Origin of the sequence: Microbispora bryophytorum, from assembly GCF_043197435.1 — a bacterium.
Lineage (GTDB): Bacteria > Actinomycetota > Actinomycetes > Streptosporangiales > Streptosporangiaceae > Microbispora > Microbispora bryophytorum.
Genome location: NZ_JBICTF010000007.1, coordinates 138,516 through 152,690, shown reverse-complemented (window position 1 = coordinate 152,690; position 14,175 = coordinate 138,516). Strand labels below are relative to the sequence as shown.

Annotated in this window: 19 protein-coding genes and 4 tRNA genes; 15 read left to right on the top strand and 8 right to left on the bottom strand. The window is 67.4% G+C overall.

What is annotated here, in order from left to right:
* Nucleotide 1: 1 nt before the first annotated feature.
* The 4 genes from ACGFIB_RS24870 to ACGFIB_RS24855 all read right to left on the bottom strand — a co-directional run bounded on the left by ACGFIB_RS24870 (nucleotide 2) and on the right by ACGFIB_RS24855 (nucleotide 3,695).
* A complete protein-coding gene (locus ACGFIB_RS24870; RefSeq protein ID WP_357265768.1) occupies nucleotides 2-1,294 on the bottom strand; it encodes an MFS transporter in 1,293 nt (430 codons plus the stop codon).
* A gap of 260 nt (nucleotides 1,295-1,554) precedes the next feature.
* Entirely contained in the window at nucleotides 1,555-1,896 is a 342-nt protein-coding gene (locus tag ACGFIB_RS24865) for a metallopeptidase family protein (protein ID WP_142574548.1), read from the bottom strand.
* 12 nt (nucleotides 1,897-1,908) lie between these two features.
* Nucleotides 1,909-2,739, bottom strand: a complete 831-nt coding sequence (locus ACGFIB_RS24860) for an ABC transporter permease (protein WP_142574549.1) — start codon at nucleotides 2,737-2,739, stop codon at nucleotides 1,909-1,911.
* The gene (locus ACGFIB_RS24855) at nucleotides 2,736-3,695 is read right to left on the bottom strand and encodes an ATP-binding cassette domain-containing protein (RefSeq protein ID WP_393375284.1); all 960 of its coding nucleotides are present in this window, start codon (nucleotides 3,693-3,695) and stop codon (nucleotides 2,736-2,738) included. The genes ACGFIB_RS24860 and ACGFIB_RS24855 overlap by 4 nt, the downstream gene beginning before the upstream one ends.
* 68 nt (nucleotides 3,696-3,763) lie before the next feature.
* Here ACGFIB_RS24855 and ACGFIB_RS24850 point away from each other — a divergent pair, with 68 nt between their 5' ends.
* From ACGFIB_RS24850 to ACGFIB_RS24825, 6 genes are all read left to right on the top strand, one after another.
* On the top strand, nucleotides 3,764-4,399 hold the full coding sequence (locus ACGFIB_RS24850) for a TetR/AcrR family transcriptional regulator C-terminal domain-containing protein (protein WP_357245549.1): 636 nt from the start codon (nucleotides 3,764-3,766) through the stop codon (nucleotides 4,397-4,399).
* 72 nt (nucleotides 4,400-4,471) lie between these two features.
* Nucleotides 4,472-6,088, top strand: a complete 1,617-nt coding sequence (locus ACGFIB_RS24845) for a metallophosphoesterase family protein (protein WP_393375280.1) — start codon at nucleotides 4,472-4,474, stop codon at nucleotides 6,086-6,088.
* Nucleotides 6,089-6,161 (top strand) — tRNA-Glu (locus tag ACGFIB_RS24840). It abuts the gene before it with no gap.
* Between the two features lie 108 nt (nucleotides 6,162-6,269).
* Nucleotides 6,270-6,344 (top strand) — tRNA-Asp (locus ACGFIB_RS24835).
* A 20-nt stretch (nucleotides 6,345-6,364) separates the two neighbouring features.
* Nucleotides 6,365-6,441: transfer RNA gene (locus ACGFIB_RS24830), tRNA-Phe, on the top strand.
* 115 nt (nucleotides 6,442-6,556) lie between these two features.
* Complete coding sequence (locus tag ACGFIB_RS24825) at nucleotides 6,557-7,123, top strand: hypothetical protein (protein WP_393375644.1); 567 nt, start codon at nucleotides 6,557-6,559, stop codon at nucleotides 7,121-7,123.
* Here ACGFIB_RS24825 and ACGFIB_RS24820 read toward each other — a convergent pair.
* Both ACGFIB_RS24820 and ACGFIB_RS24815 read right to left on the bottom strand, forming a co-directional pair.
* On the bottom strand, nucleotides 7,004-7,303 hold the full coding sequence (locus tag ACGFIB_RS24820; RefSeq protein WP_393375277.1) for a replication initiator: 300 nt from the start codon (nucleotides 7,301-7,303) through the stop codon (nucleotides 7,004-7,006). The two genes, ACGFIB_RS24825 and ACGFIB_RS24820, sit on opposite strands and share 120 nt — an antisense overlap.
* Nucleotides 7,225-8,115: a LysR family transcriptional regulator gene (locus ACGFIB_RS24815; protein ID WP_393375274.1), complete on the bottom strand. Its 891-nt coding sequence runs from the start codon at nucleotides 8,113-8,115 to the stop codon at nucleotides 7,225-7,227. The genes ACGFIB_RS24820 and ACGFIB_RS24815 overlap by 79 nt, the downstream gene beginning before the upstream one ends.
* A gap of 132 nt (nucleotides 8,116-8,247) precedes the next feature.
* Between ACGFIB_RS24815 and ACGFIB_RS24810 the strand changes: the two genes are divergently transcribed.
* The 5 genes from ACGFIB_RS24810 to ACGFIB_RS24790 all read left to right on the top strand — a co-directional run bounded on the left by ACGFIB_RS24810 (nucleotide 8,248) and on the right by ACGFIB_RS24790 (nucleotide 10,875).
* Nucleotides 8,248-9,027: a hemerythrin domain-containing protein gene (locus tag ACGFIB_RS24810; protein WP_393375271.1), complete on the top strand. Its 780-nt coding sequence runs from the start codon at nucleotides 8,248-8,250 to the stop codon at nucleotides 9,025-9,027.
* Between the two features lie 23 nt (nucleotides 9,028-9,050).
* Nucleotides 9,051-9,464: a VOC family protein gene (locus ACGFIB_RS24805; protein ID WP_393375268.1), complete on the top strand. Its 414-nt coding sequence runs from the start codon at nucleotides 9,051-9,053 to the stop codon at nucleotides 9,462-9,464.
* Between the two features lie 112 nt (nucleotides 9,465-9,576).
* Nucleotides 9,577-10,011 carry a YdeI/OmpD-associated family protein gene (locus tag ACGFIB_RS24800; protein WP_393375634.1) on the top strand — a complete coding sequence of 145 codons (435 nt, stop codon included), beginning with the start codon at nucleotides 9,577-9,579 and terminating at the stop codon, nucleotides 10,009-10,011.
* Nucleotides 10,012-10,137: 126 nt separating this feature from the next.
* On the top strand, nucleotides 10,138-10,344 hold the full coding sequence (locus tag ACGFIB_RS24795; protein ID WP_393375266.1) for a hypothetical protein: 207 nt from the start codon (nucleotides 10,138-10,140) through the stop codon (nucleotides 10,342-10,344).
* A 327-nt stretch (nucleotides 10,345-10,671) separates the two neighbouring features.
* On the top strand, nucleotides 10,672-10,875 hold the full coding sequence (locus ACGFIB_RS24790) for a GntR family transcriptional regulator (RefSeq protein WP_393375632.1): 204 nt from the start codon (nucleotides 10,672-10,674) through the stop codon (nucleotides 10,873-10,875).
* A gap of 1 nt (nucleotide 10,876) precedes the next feature.
* On the opposite strand, the gene ACGFIB_RS24785 is transcribed toward ACGFIB_RS24790, so the two are convergent.
* A complete protein-coding gene (locus tag ACGFIB_RS24785; protein WP_393375263.1) occupies nucleotides 10,877-11,593 on the bottom strand; it encodes a helix-turn-helix domain-containing protein in 717 nt (238 codons plus the stop codon).
* A gap of 104 nt (nucleotides 11,594-11,697) precedes the next feature.
* On the opposite strand from ACGFIB_RS24785, the gene ACGFIB_RS24780 reads away from it, so the two are divergent.
* From ACGFIB_RS24780 to ACGFIB_RS24765, 4 genes are all read left to right on the top strand, one after another.
* Nucleotides 11,698-12,393 carry an HAD family hydrolase gene (locus ACGFIB_RS24780; RefSeq protein WP_393375261.1) on the top strand — a complete coding sequence of 232 codons (696 nt, stop codon included), beginning with the start codon at nucleotides 11,698-11,700 and terminating at the stop codon, nucleotides 12,391-12,393.
* Between the two features lie 58 nt (nucleotides 12,394-12,451).
* The gene (locus ACGFIB_RS24775; RefSeq protein WP_393375629.1) at nucleotides 12,452-12,625 is read left to right on the top strand and encodes an alcohol dehydrogenase catalytic domain-containing protein; all 174 of its coding nucleotides are present in this window, start codon (nucleotides 12,452-12,454) and stop codon (nucleotides 12,623-12,625) included.
* 83 nt (nucleotides 12,626-12,708) lie between these two features.
* Nucleotides 12,709-12,778 (top strand) — tRNA-Phe (locus tag ACGFIB_RS24770).
* A 45-nt stretch (nucleotides 12,779-12,823) separates the two neighbouring features.
* Nucleotides 12,824-13,375: a hypothetical protein gene (locus ACGFIB_RS24765; protein ID WP_393375258.1), complete on the top strand. Its 552-nt coding sequence runs from the start codon at nucleotides 12,824-12,826 to the stop codon at nucleotides 13,373-13,375.
* 289 nt (nucleotides 13,376-13,664) lie between these two features.
* Here ACGFIB_RS24765 and ACGFIB_RS24760 read toward each other — a convergent pair whose 3' ends face one another.
* Nucleotides 13,665-14,123, bottom strand: coding sequence for a MarR family winged helix-turn-helix transcriptional regulator (locus tag ACGFIB_RS24760; RefSeq protein WP_393375255.1), 459 nt, complete (start codon nucleotides 14,121-14,123; stop codon nucleotides 13,665-13,667).
* Nucleotides 14,124-14,175 lie beyond the last annotated feature (52 nt).

The window sequence follows — 14,175 nt, the reverse complement described above, 5'->3', positions numbered from 1 at the left end:
CTCAGGTGGTGGCGGCCCGGACCTTGGCGATGATCTCCCTGCGCGACTCGGTCCAGAGCATGGCGAGCACGGCCGCGGCGCACAGCCCGGCCACTCCCGCCAGTGTCACGACAGCCTCTGGGCCGAGCCGCTGGGCGGCGGCGCCTCCGACGAGGATGCCGACGCCCTGGACGGCCAGCAGGCCCGACTGCACCAGCCCGAACGCCGCGGCCCGCCCCGACGCCGGAACGCACTGGACGAAGGCCGCGTTGGCCGCGAGCTGGTAGGCCGCGCCGACGCCGGACAGCACCCACAGGGCGAGCACACCCTCCAGCGGTGGCCGCATCACGCACAGCACGAGCGGCGCGCAGGTCAGCATGGCCAGCCAGCCCATGCTCCGCAGCCGTCCGGACGGTGTGACGAACCGTCCGAAGAAGAACGCGCCGATAACCATGCCCATCGGCATCGCCGCCATCAGCAGGCCCGTGATCACCGGGACGGGCAGCCTCCCGTCGGCGAGCGCCGCGGCGTACGGAACCGCGAGGCCCTCGGGGATCACATAGAACCCGCACAGCCAGGCGAACAGCACGAGCGTGCGCAGCCGCCGCTCGCCGAACACCAGGCGTGTGCCGGACAGCGTCATCCGCCAGATGGACGGACGCTCGCCGTCCTCCCGCAATGGCGCGGGGCGGTGCCGCACCCCCGCGACGATCACCAGGGCCGATCCGAGGAACGTCGCGCAGTCCAGCGCCAGCGCCCGATAGGGCCCGAGCACCGCGATCGCCGCGCCCCCGGCGGCGAACCCGAGCATCTGCACGGCCTGGTTGGTCACGTTCTGCAGGGCCGACCCCACGACGTACCGATCGCGTTCAAGGACCTCCGGCAGCAGCGCCGCGCGGGCGGCCGAGAACGGCGCGCCGAGCAGCACCACGCAGAAGACCAGCGCGCACAGCACGGGGAACGGTGTGGCGGGCAGGGCCATCGCGGCGAGCATCAGGGCGCGCAGCACGTCGCACCAGAGCATGACCCGCCTGCGCGGGTACCGGTCGGCGAGCCCGGCCAGCAGGGGCCCGCCGAGGATGGGCGGCAGGTAGGTCAGCGCGTAGACGGCGGCCGTCGCCAGCGGCGACGCGGTCCGGCTGTAGACCAGCACCGCGAGCGCCACCTGGGCGAGCTGGTCGCCGAGCAGTGACATGCCCTGTCCGAGCCACAGGGCCCGGAACTCGGGGATCGCGGCGACCTCCCGATAGGTGGTCCGCACCTCTGGGGAACGGCGGTGCCGGCCGGACAGCCTGCCGGGCTTGGTGGCCGCCATCTCACTCCGCAGTGGTCGCTCCGCCGGCCATGTCCGCCGGTGTACGCCGCGGCGACTGGATCTGACAATCCGTGGTCAACATGTCACTTACAGTGCCCGCCGGATGCGAGTTTTGCAACCCGCTGACGGTCCCATTTCGCGGCCCGTGAACGTGTATCGCCGTCCTGACGAGGGGAAACACCGACGAGGGGAAAACGCGGACGAGGGAAACGTCGACGAGGGGAGACGTCGACGAGTGGAGGCGCCAGGAGACACGGCCGTCACCAGCCGAGCTCGTGCAGTCGTTCGTCGTCGATGCCGAAGTGGTGCGCGATCTCGTGGACGACGGTGACGCGGACCTCCTCGACCACGTCGTCCTCGGTCTCGCAGATCTCCAGCGTGGGGTTTCGGTAGATCTCGATGCGATCCGGGAGAACCCCTGCATACCAGTCGCCCCGCTCGGTCAGCGGAATGCCGGTGTAGAGCCCCAGCAGACCGGGCTCGGGCGGGTCGTCCACCACCACGAGCACGACGTTGTCCATGACCTTGGCCAGATCCGGGGGGATCGTGTCGAGCGCCTCGGCCACGAGCTCTTCGAACCTCTTCAGCGGGACGTCGATCACCGTCTCATCGTGTCATCGCGAGGCGGCCGTGCGGTAGCGCCGTACGGCGAGCGGTGCGAACACGGCGATGATCAGCAGCGACCAGCACAGCGCCGCCGTCACCGGGTGCTGGAGAGGCCAGGAGGCGGCGGCCGAGCCGGGGTTGCCGAACAGCTCCCGGGCGGCCGAGACGACGGCGCTCATCGGGTTCCAGTCCGCGATCGCCCGCAGCCACCCGGGCAGGCCCTCCAGTGGCACGAACGCGTTGGCCAGGAAGGTCATCGGGAACAGCCAGCCGAACGTCGCGGCGTCCGCCTGCGCGCCGTTCTTCACGAACAGCCCGATGTACGTGCCCAGCCAGATCATCGCGTACCCGAACAGGGCGAGCAGCGCGAAGCCGGCGAGTGTCCCCAGAGGGGTGCCGTGCGGACGCCATCCCGCGATCAGCAGGCCGCACACGCTCATGGTGGCGAGCGACAGCCAGTCCTTGGACAGGTCCGCCAAGCTCCGCCCGGCCAGTACGGCGGCGCGCGCGATGGGCTGGGCGCGGAAGCGGTCGATGATGCCGCGCGCCATGTCCTCGGCGACCGACGTGGCGGCGGCGACCGCGGACAGTGCCATGACCTGCATGAAGATTCCGGGCATCAGGTAGTTCCGGTAGTCGCCCCCGCCGGGCAGGCGGATCGCGCTGCCGAAGACGTATCCGAACAGGATGGTCATGATGACCGGAGCGACCAGCTCGGCGGCGATCTGGCCGGGCTGGGTGCGCAGCTGGGAGTAGCTGCGGCCCGCGATGACGAACGTGTCGCTCAGGGCCCAGCGCAGCCGTTGCGCCCTCGTCGCGGGGGGTTCCAGGGTGATCATGCGGCCTCCTTCTCCTTGGTGGGCTCTTTGGCGGGCGCGTCCGTGAGCGCCAGGAACACCTCGTCCAGCGTCGGCCGGCGCAGCCCCAGGTCCTCCACGCCGACCCCGGCGGCGCCGAGGGCCGCGGCGACCCTGACCAGAGAGGCGGCGCCGTCCGAGACGGGCACGACGAGTCGCCGCTCGGCGGCGTCGATCTCGGGCTCGCCCGGGAGCACTCCGCGCACGGCCTCGACGCCGGGAGCCAGGTCCGCGGCGTCGCGGAAGGCGATGCTCACCCGGTCGCCCCCCACCTTCGCCTTGAGTGCGGACGGCGACCCGGCCGCGACCACCCGCCCGGCGTCCATGACGGCGATGCGGTCGGCCAGGTGGTCGGCCTCGTCGAGGTACTGCGTGGTGAGCAGCAGGGTCGTTCCCTCGGCGACGAGCGCGCGCAGCTCGTCCCACAGCGCGAGACGGCTGCGGGGGTCGAGGCCGGTGGTCGGCTCGTCCATGAACAGCACCGGCGGGGAGACGATCAGGCTGGCGGCCAGGTCGAGCCTGCGCCGCATGCCGCCGGAATACGTCCGCACCGGACGGTTCGCCGCCTCGGTCAGGCCGAACCGGTCCAGCAGCTCCTCGGCCCTGCGGCGGGCCGTACGGCGGGGCAGGTGGTAGAGCCGGCCGAACAGCTCCAGGTTGCGGCGCCCGGTAAGCAGCTCGTCCAGCGCCGCGTGCTGTCCGGCGAGGCCGATGCGGTAGCGGAGCCGTTCTGCGTCCCCGACCACGTCGCAGCCGGCCACCCGGGCCGAGCCGCTGTCGGGGCGCAGCAGCGTCGTCAGGACGCGCACCATCGTCGTCTTGCCTGCGCCGTTGGGCCCGAGCAGGCCGCACACCGAGCCGCGCGGCACGTCGAGGTCGACGCCCCGCAGCGCCTCGGTCGTGCCGAACCGCTTGCGTACTCCTTCCGCATGGATCACGGCATCTCCTTAACGGGGTTAAATTTAACAACGTTAAGGATGCATTGAACGGCGTTAAGCTGTCAACCGTGGCACTGGAACGGGACACGATCGTCAGGACCGCCATCCGGCTCCTGGACGAGGTGGGGCTGGAGAAGCTGACCCTGCGCAGACTCGCGACCGAGCTGGGCGTGCAGGCCCCCGCCCTCTATTGGCACTTCAAGAACAAGCAGGAACTGCTGGACGAGATGGCCGAGGCGATCTCCGTACAGGAGCCGTTGCGGCCGCTCGCCGAGGGGGAGTCATGGGAGGAGTGGCTGGCGGAGTGGTGCAGGGGCCAGCGCCGCGCGTTCAAGTCGCACCGCGACACCGCGCGCCTCGCCGCCGGCACCCACCCCGGCACGGCCACGCTGCAGACCGTCGAGACCATCCTGGAATCGCTGCTGCGGGCCGGATTCCCCCGTACGGACGCGATGTGGGGTCTCGGCACGCTCGCGAGCTTCCTCGGCGGATTCGTCCTTGAGGAGCAGTCCGACCAGGAGCGGGGAACGAGCGACCCGGCCCTGTTCGAGGAGGCGCTGGAGAGCCTCGCGCCGTACCCGAACGTGCGCGCGGTCATGGCCGAGACCAAAGGCCCGCAGACGGACGCGTCCTTCGAGCACGGTTTAGCGCTGATTTTGTCCGGAATGCGGGCACGTCTGGAGGCCCAGCCCGACGGCTGGTAACCGGAACACCGGGTGCCGGTAACCACAGAGGTCGCATCTTCGGGTAGTCAGGAAGGGATGGAGAACTCGCGGTTGAGGACGTTCGCCCATAGGACGGTCGGCAGTCGGCCCGCCCGTCTGTCCGCTCGCGTGCTCGCGGTCGTGCTGGCGGCGGGGGTCGGCGGATGGCTCGGGATGGCATTCGGCGCCCAGGTGGAGACGCCGGTCGGGCCAGCCGACATCGGGATGTCCCTGGCCCCGTCCTGGAGCGGGGAGACCGTCATCGACGTACGGCCCCTCGGGACGCTCAGCTTCGACAGCCACCACGGCCCGCTGCGGCTCGACATGACGATCGAGGCGGTCCACCCGGAGGTCGCCGAGGAGATACTCAAGAACCCCCGGTGGGCCGACCGGCTGCCGACGACCATCGAGGCCGACGTCATCACCGGGCTGCGGAATCTCGCCCTGCGCGCGGCGCTGTTCGCCGTCGTCGCCGGGTTCCTCACCGGCCTGGTCGCCTTCCGGCGGCTGTCACGGGCGGCCTGGACCGCGGCGGGCTCGCTGGCGATGGTCGTCGTCCTCGGCGGCGTCTCCGCGCTGACGTTCAACCCCCGTTCGATCGCCGAGCCCCGGTACACCGGCCTGCTCACGGGCGTGCCGTCCCTGGTCGGCAGCGCGCAGTCGATCGTGACCAAGTTCTCCGAATATCGCGGTCAGCTCGCCAAGCTGGTGACCAATGTGTCGCAGCTGTACGAGGCGGGGTCCAGCCTGCCGATCTTCGACCCGGATCCGGGCACCATCCGCGTGCTGCACGTCTCCGACCTGCACATCAACCCGCTGGGCTGGAACGTGATCAAGTCGCTGAAGGATCAGTTCAAGGTCGACTTCATCATCGACACCGGCGACATCAGCGACCATGGGACGAAGGCCGAGAACGAGTTCGTCAAGGAGATCGGCTCGCTCGACGTGCCGTACGTCTACGTGCGCGGCAACCACGACTCCCTGACGACCCAGCGAGCGGTCGGGAAGCAGAAGAACGCGGTCGTGCTGGACGGCGCCGCCGCCACGGTCAAGGGGCTGAGCATCTACGGCATCGGCGACCCGAGGTTCACCCCCGACAAATCCGTGCAGGCGGAGGGCGACGAGAGCAAGAGCCTCCTCGACCTCGGCCGGGCCAACGCGGCCAGGCTGACGCCGCGCGAGTGGCCCAGGTCCGCCTCCACCTCGGCCCCGGACAAGATCGCTGCTGACATCGTGGCCGTCCACGACCCGACCGTCGGCCGGGGCCTGTCCGGGTATGCGCCGCTGGTGCTGAGCGGGCACGTCCACGCGCGGTCCACCGAGCTGCTGCCCTCTGGCACCCGCCTGATGATCCAGGGGTCCACCGGAGGCGCCGGCCTGCGCGGCCTGGAACACGACGAGCCGACCCCGCTGACCGCCTCGGTGCTCTACTTCGGCAAGAGCAGCCACCGCCTGGAGGCCTGGGACGACATCACCGTCGGCGGCCTCGGCGAACAGTGGATCCAGTGTGAGCGTCATATCGAGCCGGACCCTGGCCGTACAATTTTTCCCGAGTCGCCGCTGGCGCCGTCGCCGACGGCAACCGGCAGCGGCTCGCCGTCGCCGGTCGCTTTGGCATCAGGGGCAAACGTCCCCTATGCTTCAGAGGTCTCCGACGGAAGGCGTCACGGAACAGGGCGAAAGCCTTGAGCCCCCATCGTCTAGCGGCCTAGGACACCGCCCTTTCAAGGCGGCGGCACGGGTTCGAATCCCGTTGGGGGCACGTGGAGCGCGTCGAGCGCACCGGATGACGGAAGGTCGAAGACCTCCCGGAAGCTGGTAAGCTAGGCAAGCCGAACAACACGGGGAGCGAAAGCCCCTCGGACATAAAGGTCCTGTAGAGCAGTTTGGAGTGCTCGCCACCCTGTCAAGGTGGAGGTCGCGGGTTCAAGTCCCGTCAGGACCGCGTACGGCGGCAGCCGCCGAGGTCAGGTAGCTCAGTTGGTACGAGCGTCCGCCTGAAAAGCGGAAGGTCGGCAGTTCGACCCTGCCCCTGACCACCATCATTGAACAGACCAAACGCCCCGAGCGATTATGCTCCGGGGCGTTTTCGTTGTTCTGACGACAGCGATGACGACAATGCGCCGTCCAACGGTGAGCCATCTGTGAGGTCAAGGCGTGGACGAGTACGTGTGGCCGCACATCGGACCAGAGGCGGCTAAGAAGATCCAGGAGGCCTGGCCTGCCACGTGCCAGGTACTCCCGGTAGGTAAGCGCATCACCGCGACGGTCATCGGCCGGCAACCGTTCGGCATCTTCGTGAGGATCTACGGCGTCCGTGATGCTGTGGGCCTGGCGGAGGTGGTCGGCATGCCTCAGGATTTCGAGCTTCCGCAGCTTGGCGCGCAGGTGGAAGGTCATGTCGCCGACCATGTTGAGCGCAACCACCAGGTGCGGATAACACTCGACGGATGGACGCCTCCATGGAACGACAGCAGCGCCTCAAGGCTGCAGCTGCTCCCCGAGAGACAGGCCCTGTCCGGCGTACTGCCAGTGGGCGATGACGAGGACGGCGTCCTCCTGAGGAGCGGGAGTCGTCAAGAGCGGGAGTCGTCCGGTGGTGATCTATTCGGTGCGCATGTGTTCTTCGCGGGCGGCGCGGAGGGCGCCGCGGGTGGTGGAGTAGCGGCGGCTTTTGGTGGAGAAGTGGCCCGCGGAAGCCGAGCATGTGGGCCCATGGGATGAGCCGGGATCGGCCAGGTCGGGATCGTTGCCCAGGCGCATGCAGGCGGCGATCAGTCGGCGGGCGTGCTCGCGGATGGGCAGGATTTGTGCCGGGCCGTTGCTCAGCCGTGGGCGGGGCCGAGGTCGTGGATCGTCTGGGCGAGTGCTCGGATCAGGTCGGTTTCGGCCTCGGTCTGCCATATCAGGGCGTAGGTCAGGCGTGGCATGTCCGGCATGGGTAGCCACTGCAGGTGCGCCATCGCCCAATATCGGGTGACGTGGGCGGGGAAGTTGTGGACGATCTCGCCGGTGCTGACCAGGTTGATCAGCTCGTCGGGGTTGGTGATGGGTTCGATCCGTTCGATGGTCTGGCCACGCGGGGTGTGGAAGGGGAGGTAGCTGTTCTCCCAGTAGTCCGGCATGTGGGGGGCGGTGGCGTGTCGGAAGCCGCCGAGCGCTTCCAGGGGTACGGAGGACCGGCCGGCCAATTCATGCTCGGCGGAGACGGCGAGGACTCGTGGGTCGGTGAACAGGATCGGGCCCACGGTGAGATCGGGTTCTTCCACGGGTAGCCAGGCGATCAGTACGTCCATGTCGCCGTTGCGGAGCCCGGCGAACGGGTCGATGAAGGGGGTTCGGCGCAACTGCAGTTCCCATTGCGGGTGCCGGTCGCGGAATGCCCGCCAGTAGGGATGGAGGTCGTGGACGTTGAAGGGCAGCATGCCCACCCGCAGCCGCGCGTTGATGCCGCGGGATGCCATCCGGGCGCGTTCGAGGCTTTCGTGTAGGCCCGCGTAAACCGGGAGCAGGTCGTCGCGCAACTGTCGGCCGACCGGGGTCAGGCGGACCTGGCGGCGGTTGGAGCGGTCGAACAACGGGGTCCCGATACGGCGTTCCTGCTGGCTGATCGCCTGGCTGACCCGCGCCTGGGACACGTGGAGCCGGGCGGCCGTCCGGCCGAAGTGCAGCTCCTCGGCCAGGGTCAGAAAGATCTCGATGTCCCTAAGTTCCATGTTGTTCCTAGTTGCGTTATAAGCGCCAAGTTATCGGATCGCTCGCAACCTCACGTTGATGCTGGCACGCCGCCACTCCACAGTGGGAGACGTCCAAGACCGCAAGTGGTGGCCCCGTCGAAGGAGTTGGCCGTGAGCGACGCGCTCGACACGACGGCGATGTATGCGATGCATGACGCGCTGCGCCGGGAAGCCGAGCACCTGGCCAGAGTCACCACCCTGGTCGGCGCCGACCCGGGCGCCGTCCTGCGCACAGCCGCCGGCTGGGAGCTGTTCAAGACCTCCCTGCACATCCACCACACCACCGAGGACGACGTGCTGTGGCCCATGCTGCGCCAGATCCTGGCCGACCGGCCGGCCGACCTGACGCTGCTGGAGGCGATGGAGGCAGAACACGCCGCCATCGGCCAGGTCATCGAGGCGATCGATGAGGTACTGGCCGCGTCCGGGGACGGGTTGGACCGGCTCGGGGATCTCACCGATTCCCTGGTCACCGGCCTCGCCGGACACCTCAGGCACGAGGAGGACCAGGCGCTTCCGCTGATTCAGGCGGCCGTCACCCCCGAGCAGTGGAATCGCTTCGGGCGGATCCACGCCCAGCGGATCGGTCCCGCCGTACCCACAATCCTGCCGTGGCTCCTGGACGGCGCGAGCGCCCAGACCGTCGCCGCAATGCTGGCGCAACTTACCGAACCGGCGCGCCAGGCCTACCAGCACCAGTGGCGACCCGCCTATGTGGCCCTCGACCGCTGGCATCAACGGAAGGAGCGATCATCACCGGCGGCATCGGTCAGGTTTGAAGAAGCACCGGTCGGGCTGCCGCTTCTACCGTCAAGTGACACACGCGCCGGGGTGGCGTCCGGGGCCTGCCTGGGTGCCCGGCCGGCACATGACCACCCCTGCACCGCATAACCATCTTTGTATAGGAGTAAGGCATGAAGGCACACGTGAGCTCGATCCTTCTTGGCGTCCGGGACATGGATCGGGCCAAGCAGTTCTACACCGAGGGGCTCGGCTGGAAGATCCAGAGCGACTTCGGGATCTCGGTGTTCTTCGAATCGGACGGAGCCTCGCCTGTCGGCTTCTATGGCCGTGACGGCCTGGCCGCTCAGGTGGGTACGGACCAGGAAGGCAGCGGCTTCAGTGGATTGGTCCTGACTTATGTCGTCCGCAGCGAGACGCGGGTCGACGAGGTCATGGCGGAGGCCGAGAAGGCCGGCGCCACGGTCCTCAAGCCCGCCGGCGCTCTGCCGTGGGGCGGGTACGGCGGCACCTTCGCCGACCCGGACGGCTACATCTGGAGTCTCGGCTACAGCGCCCAGGCAGAAGATCAGCCCTACGCGGAGTAGCCGCGAACTTTGTCACACAACCGTCCGGGACGGTGGGGCGCGCTGTCGCTGCCGTCCCGGACGGTTGTGACCCCGAGTGCCGGTGAACCGGCAGGACGAGCAGGAGAAGATCATGAAGTTTCGGGCCCACGTTGAGCCACCTGAGCCCATGCGGGGCCTAGAAGTTCCGTCCGAGGTGATAGCAGCGCTCGGCGGGGGCCCGCGGCCGCCCGTGACGATCACAGTCAACGGGCACTCCTGGAAGAGCCGGGTCGCCCTCCTGCGCGGCCGCCGCCTGCTCGGTCTCAGCAATGCCAACCGGCAGGCCGCAGGTGTTGCGATCGGCGACGAGGTTGAGGTCGAATTGGAGCTCGACACCGAGCCGCGCGTCGTCGTCGAGCCAGAGGACTTCGCACAGGCTCTGGACGCCGACCCCGTCACCCGCGCCGCGTACGACGATCTCGCGTACAGCCGCAAACGTGAGCATGTACGCGCCATCGAGAGCGCGAAGAAGCCCGAGACGCGCCGGCGGCGTATCGAGAAGGCCATCACCACCCTGCGGGGCTGACCCCCGAAGGTAAGACTCCGGCGGCAATGCAATCACCGTGCGGAGGCATCACCCTGCCCGACTCTTCCCGAAACAACAGATATAGCCGGCAGCCGGGTCCGGCTCACGGTCGGGCCGACCCGCGACGTGGTCCTGATCGAAGGATCCGCGGTCGTCGCCGACGGGATCACCGACGAGGTCGCCGACGCGTTCGCGGCCAAGACCGGGTTCGACCCCCGCGAGCAGCGCGACTACTCGTACTTCCACATCCTGCCGGAACTGATCCAGGCCTGGCGCGAGGTCGACGAGATCGCAGGACGGGATCTGATGGTCAACGGCAAGTGGCAGACGTAGCGTCGATGGCGGTTTCCATCTCGCGTTTCACCGTGCTGATCTGGTCGTCCACGTCGCGGATCTCTACGGGAGGCATGAACTCCCGGGTGAACGGCGGATCAGAGCCGTACTCGGTGCGCCAGTGCGCCTGGAAGAACGGGGAGCCGATCAGCAGTTCGCCTTGGGCTCGTTGGCCGAGGAACAGCAGGAGCTGTCCGAAGAGGATCGCGGGCCGGTCGCCGACAGCGGTCGGCCGAGCGTCGGGCTGGTTTGCCGATCTTGATGAGCCAGCTGCCCTTCCCCGCGGAGCCGCCGCGAGTGTAGTCCGGGCTCTACAAGTGGGAGCAGATAGCGAACGTCGTGGCCGAGCGCATCGCGACCGGTACCTATCCGTCTCGCACTGTGATCTCTGAGGTGCAGCTACAAGAAGAGTTCGACGTTGCGCGCGTCACGGTCCGCAAGGCGATGGAGCAACTCCGCGCTCAGGGCCTCATCACCACCAAGCCCGGCAAGGGCTCTATCGTCTGCCCGCCCAATGGGGCCGGTGACTAACTCAGGCGTGGGGCGCTCCTGCGGTCAATTCTCGACTGCCCAAGAATCTCGGGGAAAGCGAGATCACGTACCAGTGGCTGGCCGGCCAGTGACATCCTCCCCGAACCCTTGCCGGTGACGTGGACGATGGGGGTCTGGCCGCGGCGGGCCCAGGTGCGTCCCCGCGGTGGTCTAAGGCTTTGGCCGGACTCGTCGAGGAAGCAGATCCACGCTTTCTGCTCGCGGGCGACCCTTTTATATGGGGCCAGGTCTCCTTCACCCACGTGGTGATCGCTTCCTCGTTGCGTTCGGCGGCGCGGCGGATGGGGTGCTGGGGCGACCAGCCGATGCGGTGCAGCAGGTAACAGGTGCCGCGCAGGGTGTAGGAGACGCCGAACAGCTCCTTGATCACGGTGGTGATGCGGGCCAGGGTCCAGCGCTGGTCGTCGCTCCAGCCGTGGGCGGCGGGGCCGGCGTCCAGCGCGGCTTGCAGTTCGCGCAGTTGCTCGTCGGACAGGCGGCAGGTGGATCCGCCGGGGCCTTTGGAGGCCAGTGCCTGCTTGCCCCCTGCCGTCCAGGCGCGGTGCCACTCGCAGGCCGATTTACGGGTGACGCGCAGCCGGTGGGCGACCTGGGGCGGGGTGAGTCCTTGCTCGAACATGTCGGCGGCGGCGAAGCGGATCTGCTCGCGCTTGGCTCGTGCCTGTGCCGACAGTCCGCCTCTGTCGGGGTACCTCATGACCCGGCTGTACGGCCGCAAAGTACCTAGACGGGGACGTAACGTAACGCTAGCCATTCAGGATCAGTAGCATACGAATACCTAATATCGATCAGGGAAACGTGATGACCTGGCGGGCTGTGGTTTTTGACCTGTTTGGCACGCTCGTGCCGCCCTTCCGTAAAGCGGAGCACAGTTCTGCGATCCGCGAATGTGCGCTGACACTCGGCCTGGACTTCGAACTGTGCCATGGCTTGTGGGTCGAGTCCTTCCCATATCGCGTCTCTGGTGACTTCGAGTCCGTTGCAGCGAATTTCGCGTGGATCGGCGAGCGAGCCGGGATCACGCTCGGCCAGGAGAACTGCCGTGCCGCCGCCGAGCAGTACGCCGATTTCACTCAGGCCAGTCTGCAACCGCTCGACGGTGTCGAGCGGACACTGGCTACGCTGAAGGAAGCCGGACTTCGCATGGGTCTACTCACGAACTGCGCCCCAGATGTTCCGGAGGTCTTGCCCCGGACCCCGCTCGGTGCGTACTTCGACACCACAGTGTTCAGTTGTTCGGCCCGTGTTCGCAAGCCTGAGCGCCTCTCCTATGAACTCGTTCTCGAGCAGATCAGGACACAACCGGTTCGAACGCTTTACATCGGTGACGGGAGTGATGAGGAGTTGCGCGGTGCGGCAGAGGCGGGACTGCATCCCGTTCTTGTAACCCCTAGCCTCGCCAACACCTACGATAGTCGCCGTCCCGAGGTCGAAAATTGGACGGGTTCCCGGGTCGCGACGATCCCCGACGTACTGACCTTTCTGGATGCTCGGTAAAGGCGACAGTGTCCGCTGCGCCGGGCGACATCCGCTGCGTTCAGGTCGCTGACCCGTACTGGAGGCGTCCCACGAGGCCATCGTCCGCGTCGTAGCAGCTGGCATCTGCGGCAGCGATCTGTGGGTGTTCAAAGGCGTGGCAGCCCGGCCCGCGATGCAACTCATCGGTCACGAGTTTGTAGGCGAGGTGGTTGCTGCGCTCCGAGGTAGCTGCAGTACGAGTCGGCGATGAAGTGGCGGTTTTGTTCTCCTGGAACTGCGCCGCCACCTTGGGCACACACTGGCGACCGATGAGCACCCTCTGGCCTTGTGTCAGTGGAGCCCAACAGGGACATTGGTCCGTCTGAAAAGCGGAGGGTCGGCAGTTCGACCCTGCCCCTGACCACCTTCATTGAACAGCCCAAACGCCCCGAGCGATTATGCTCCGCCAGTGACAGCAACGCTGACAGCAACGGTCTCGTGGATGCCATGGAGGAATGCGATGTTGCGACGTGTGGAGATCAGCGCCGCTCTGTTGATCGATCCCGTCCATCGGTCCATCGCTCACAACCTGTATTGGAACGACAAGGTTGAGCTGAGCTTGGACTGTTTCATTTGCGAACGCACTCGCCGTACGACCATCCTCCAGCGCGGTGCCGAGCGAGCCGTATGCACCGCGGACGAGGAGCATGGGGAGCACTATTCCGCCGTCCAGATCACGGCGTTCGATCACACTCAGGGACCGCAGTGCCTATCGCTCAGGGTTCTCGTCGATTTCTGGTGGGCACCCTTTCACGATACGAAGCGGGATCAGAGGGCGATGGCGCCGAGCACGATCCCGTGGGTGCGTCTGCATCTGGGCTCCTATTGTCCTGAAGCTGGGCAAGCTGGGCAGAACTCGATCCAGACCAACTTGGTGCGTCCGGCGGGGCTGGTCTGCGAACGCTGTGACCAGACGCTGGCTGTCAGCGCCGAAGCGCCGCGGATTCACGTGCTCAACTGAGCCGCATCTCAGCACGGGCCGGCGATACGAAGGTGCGGACGAGAAGGCCGTGCCTCAGACTCTCGCATCATGGACATCGCGAAGGATGAGTTACACCGCATCGAGTTCGGGCCGCCAAGCGATGATGAGCCAGCCTTTATCGTGGTGCGCGTGTTCTTCGCGGCGGAGAACCGGTTCATCGCAGAAGAGAGTGTAGTCGGGGTCTGTCGGTTTCCGAGGTCGCCTGCAGGGATTTCATGCTCGGCTGCAGTCCTATCCGGGCGGGACGAGACGTGCGCCGGGGAACGAGCTATGCACCGTCGTTGCCATCGCGCAGGGAACGGATCATGCTCTGCAGGATCCGGAACGCGTCGGACTGCTCGGTCTCGGTCATGCCGGCCAGCATTCTGACCTCGACGGACCGGACCGCTATGGTCGCCTTCTCGAGGCTCCGTCGGCCGCGAGGCGTGAGCCGCGTGGGAAGAACCTTCCCGACGGGTGCCTCCGCAGGCCTGGTCACGTAGCCGTCTCGTTCCAGGGCCTGGAGCAGCACGTTCATCGTCTGCCGGGTCACGAACGCGCCCCGTGCGAGCTCGGAGTTCGACAAGCCCGGTCGTTGAGCCAGCAGCTCGAGGCAGGAGTAGTGCGTCACGCTCATCCCGAGCGGCCGCAGCACCTCCTCCATGGCTGCGCGAAGCGCGCTCGACGCCTCTTTCAGCAGGTAACCCAGTGACGTCTCCAGGTCGACGCCGACACCGTTTTGACTCATGTCAGTATTCTGACATAGATTAGCCCATGTCAGAAAACTGACACGAAGAGAA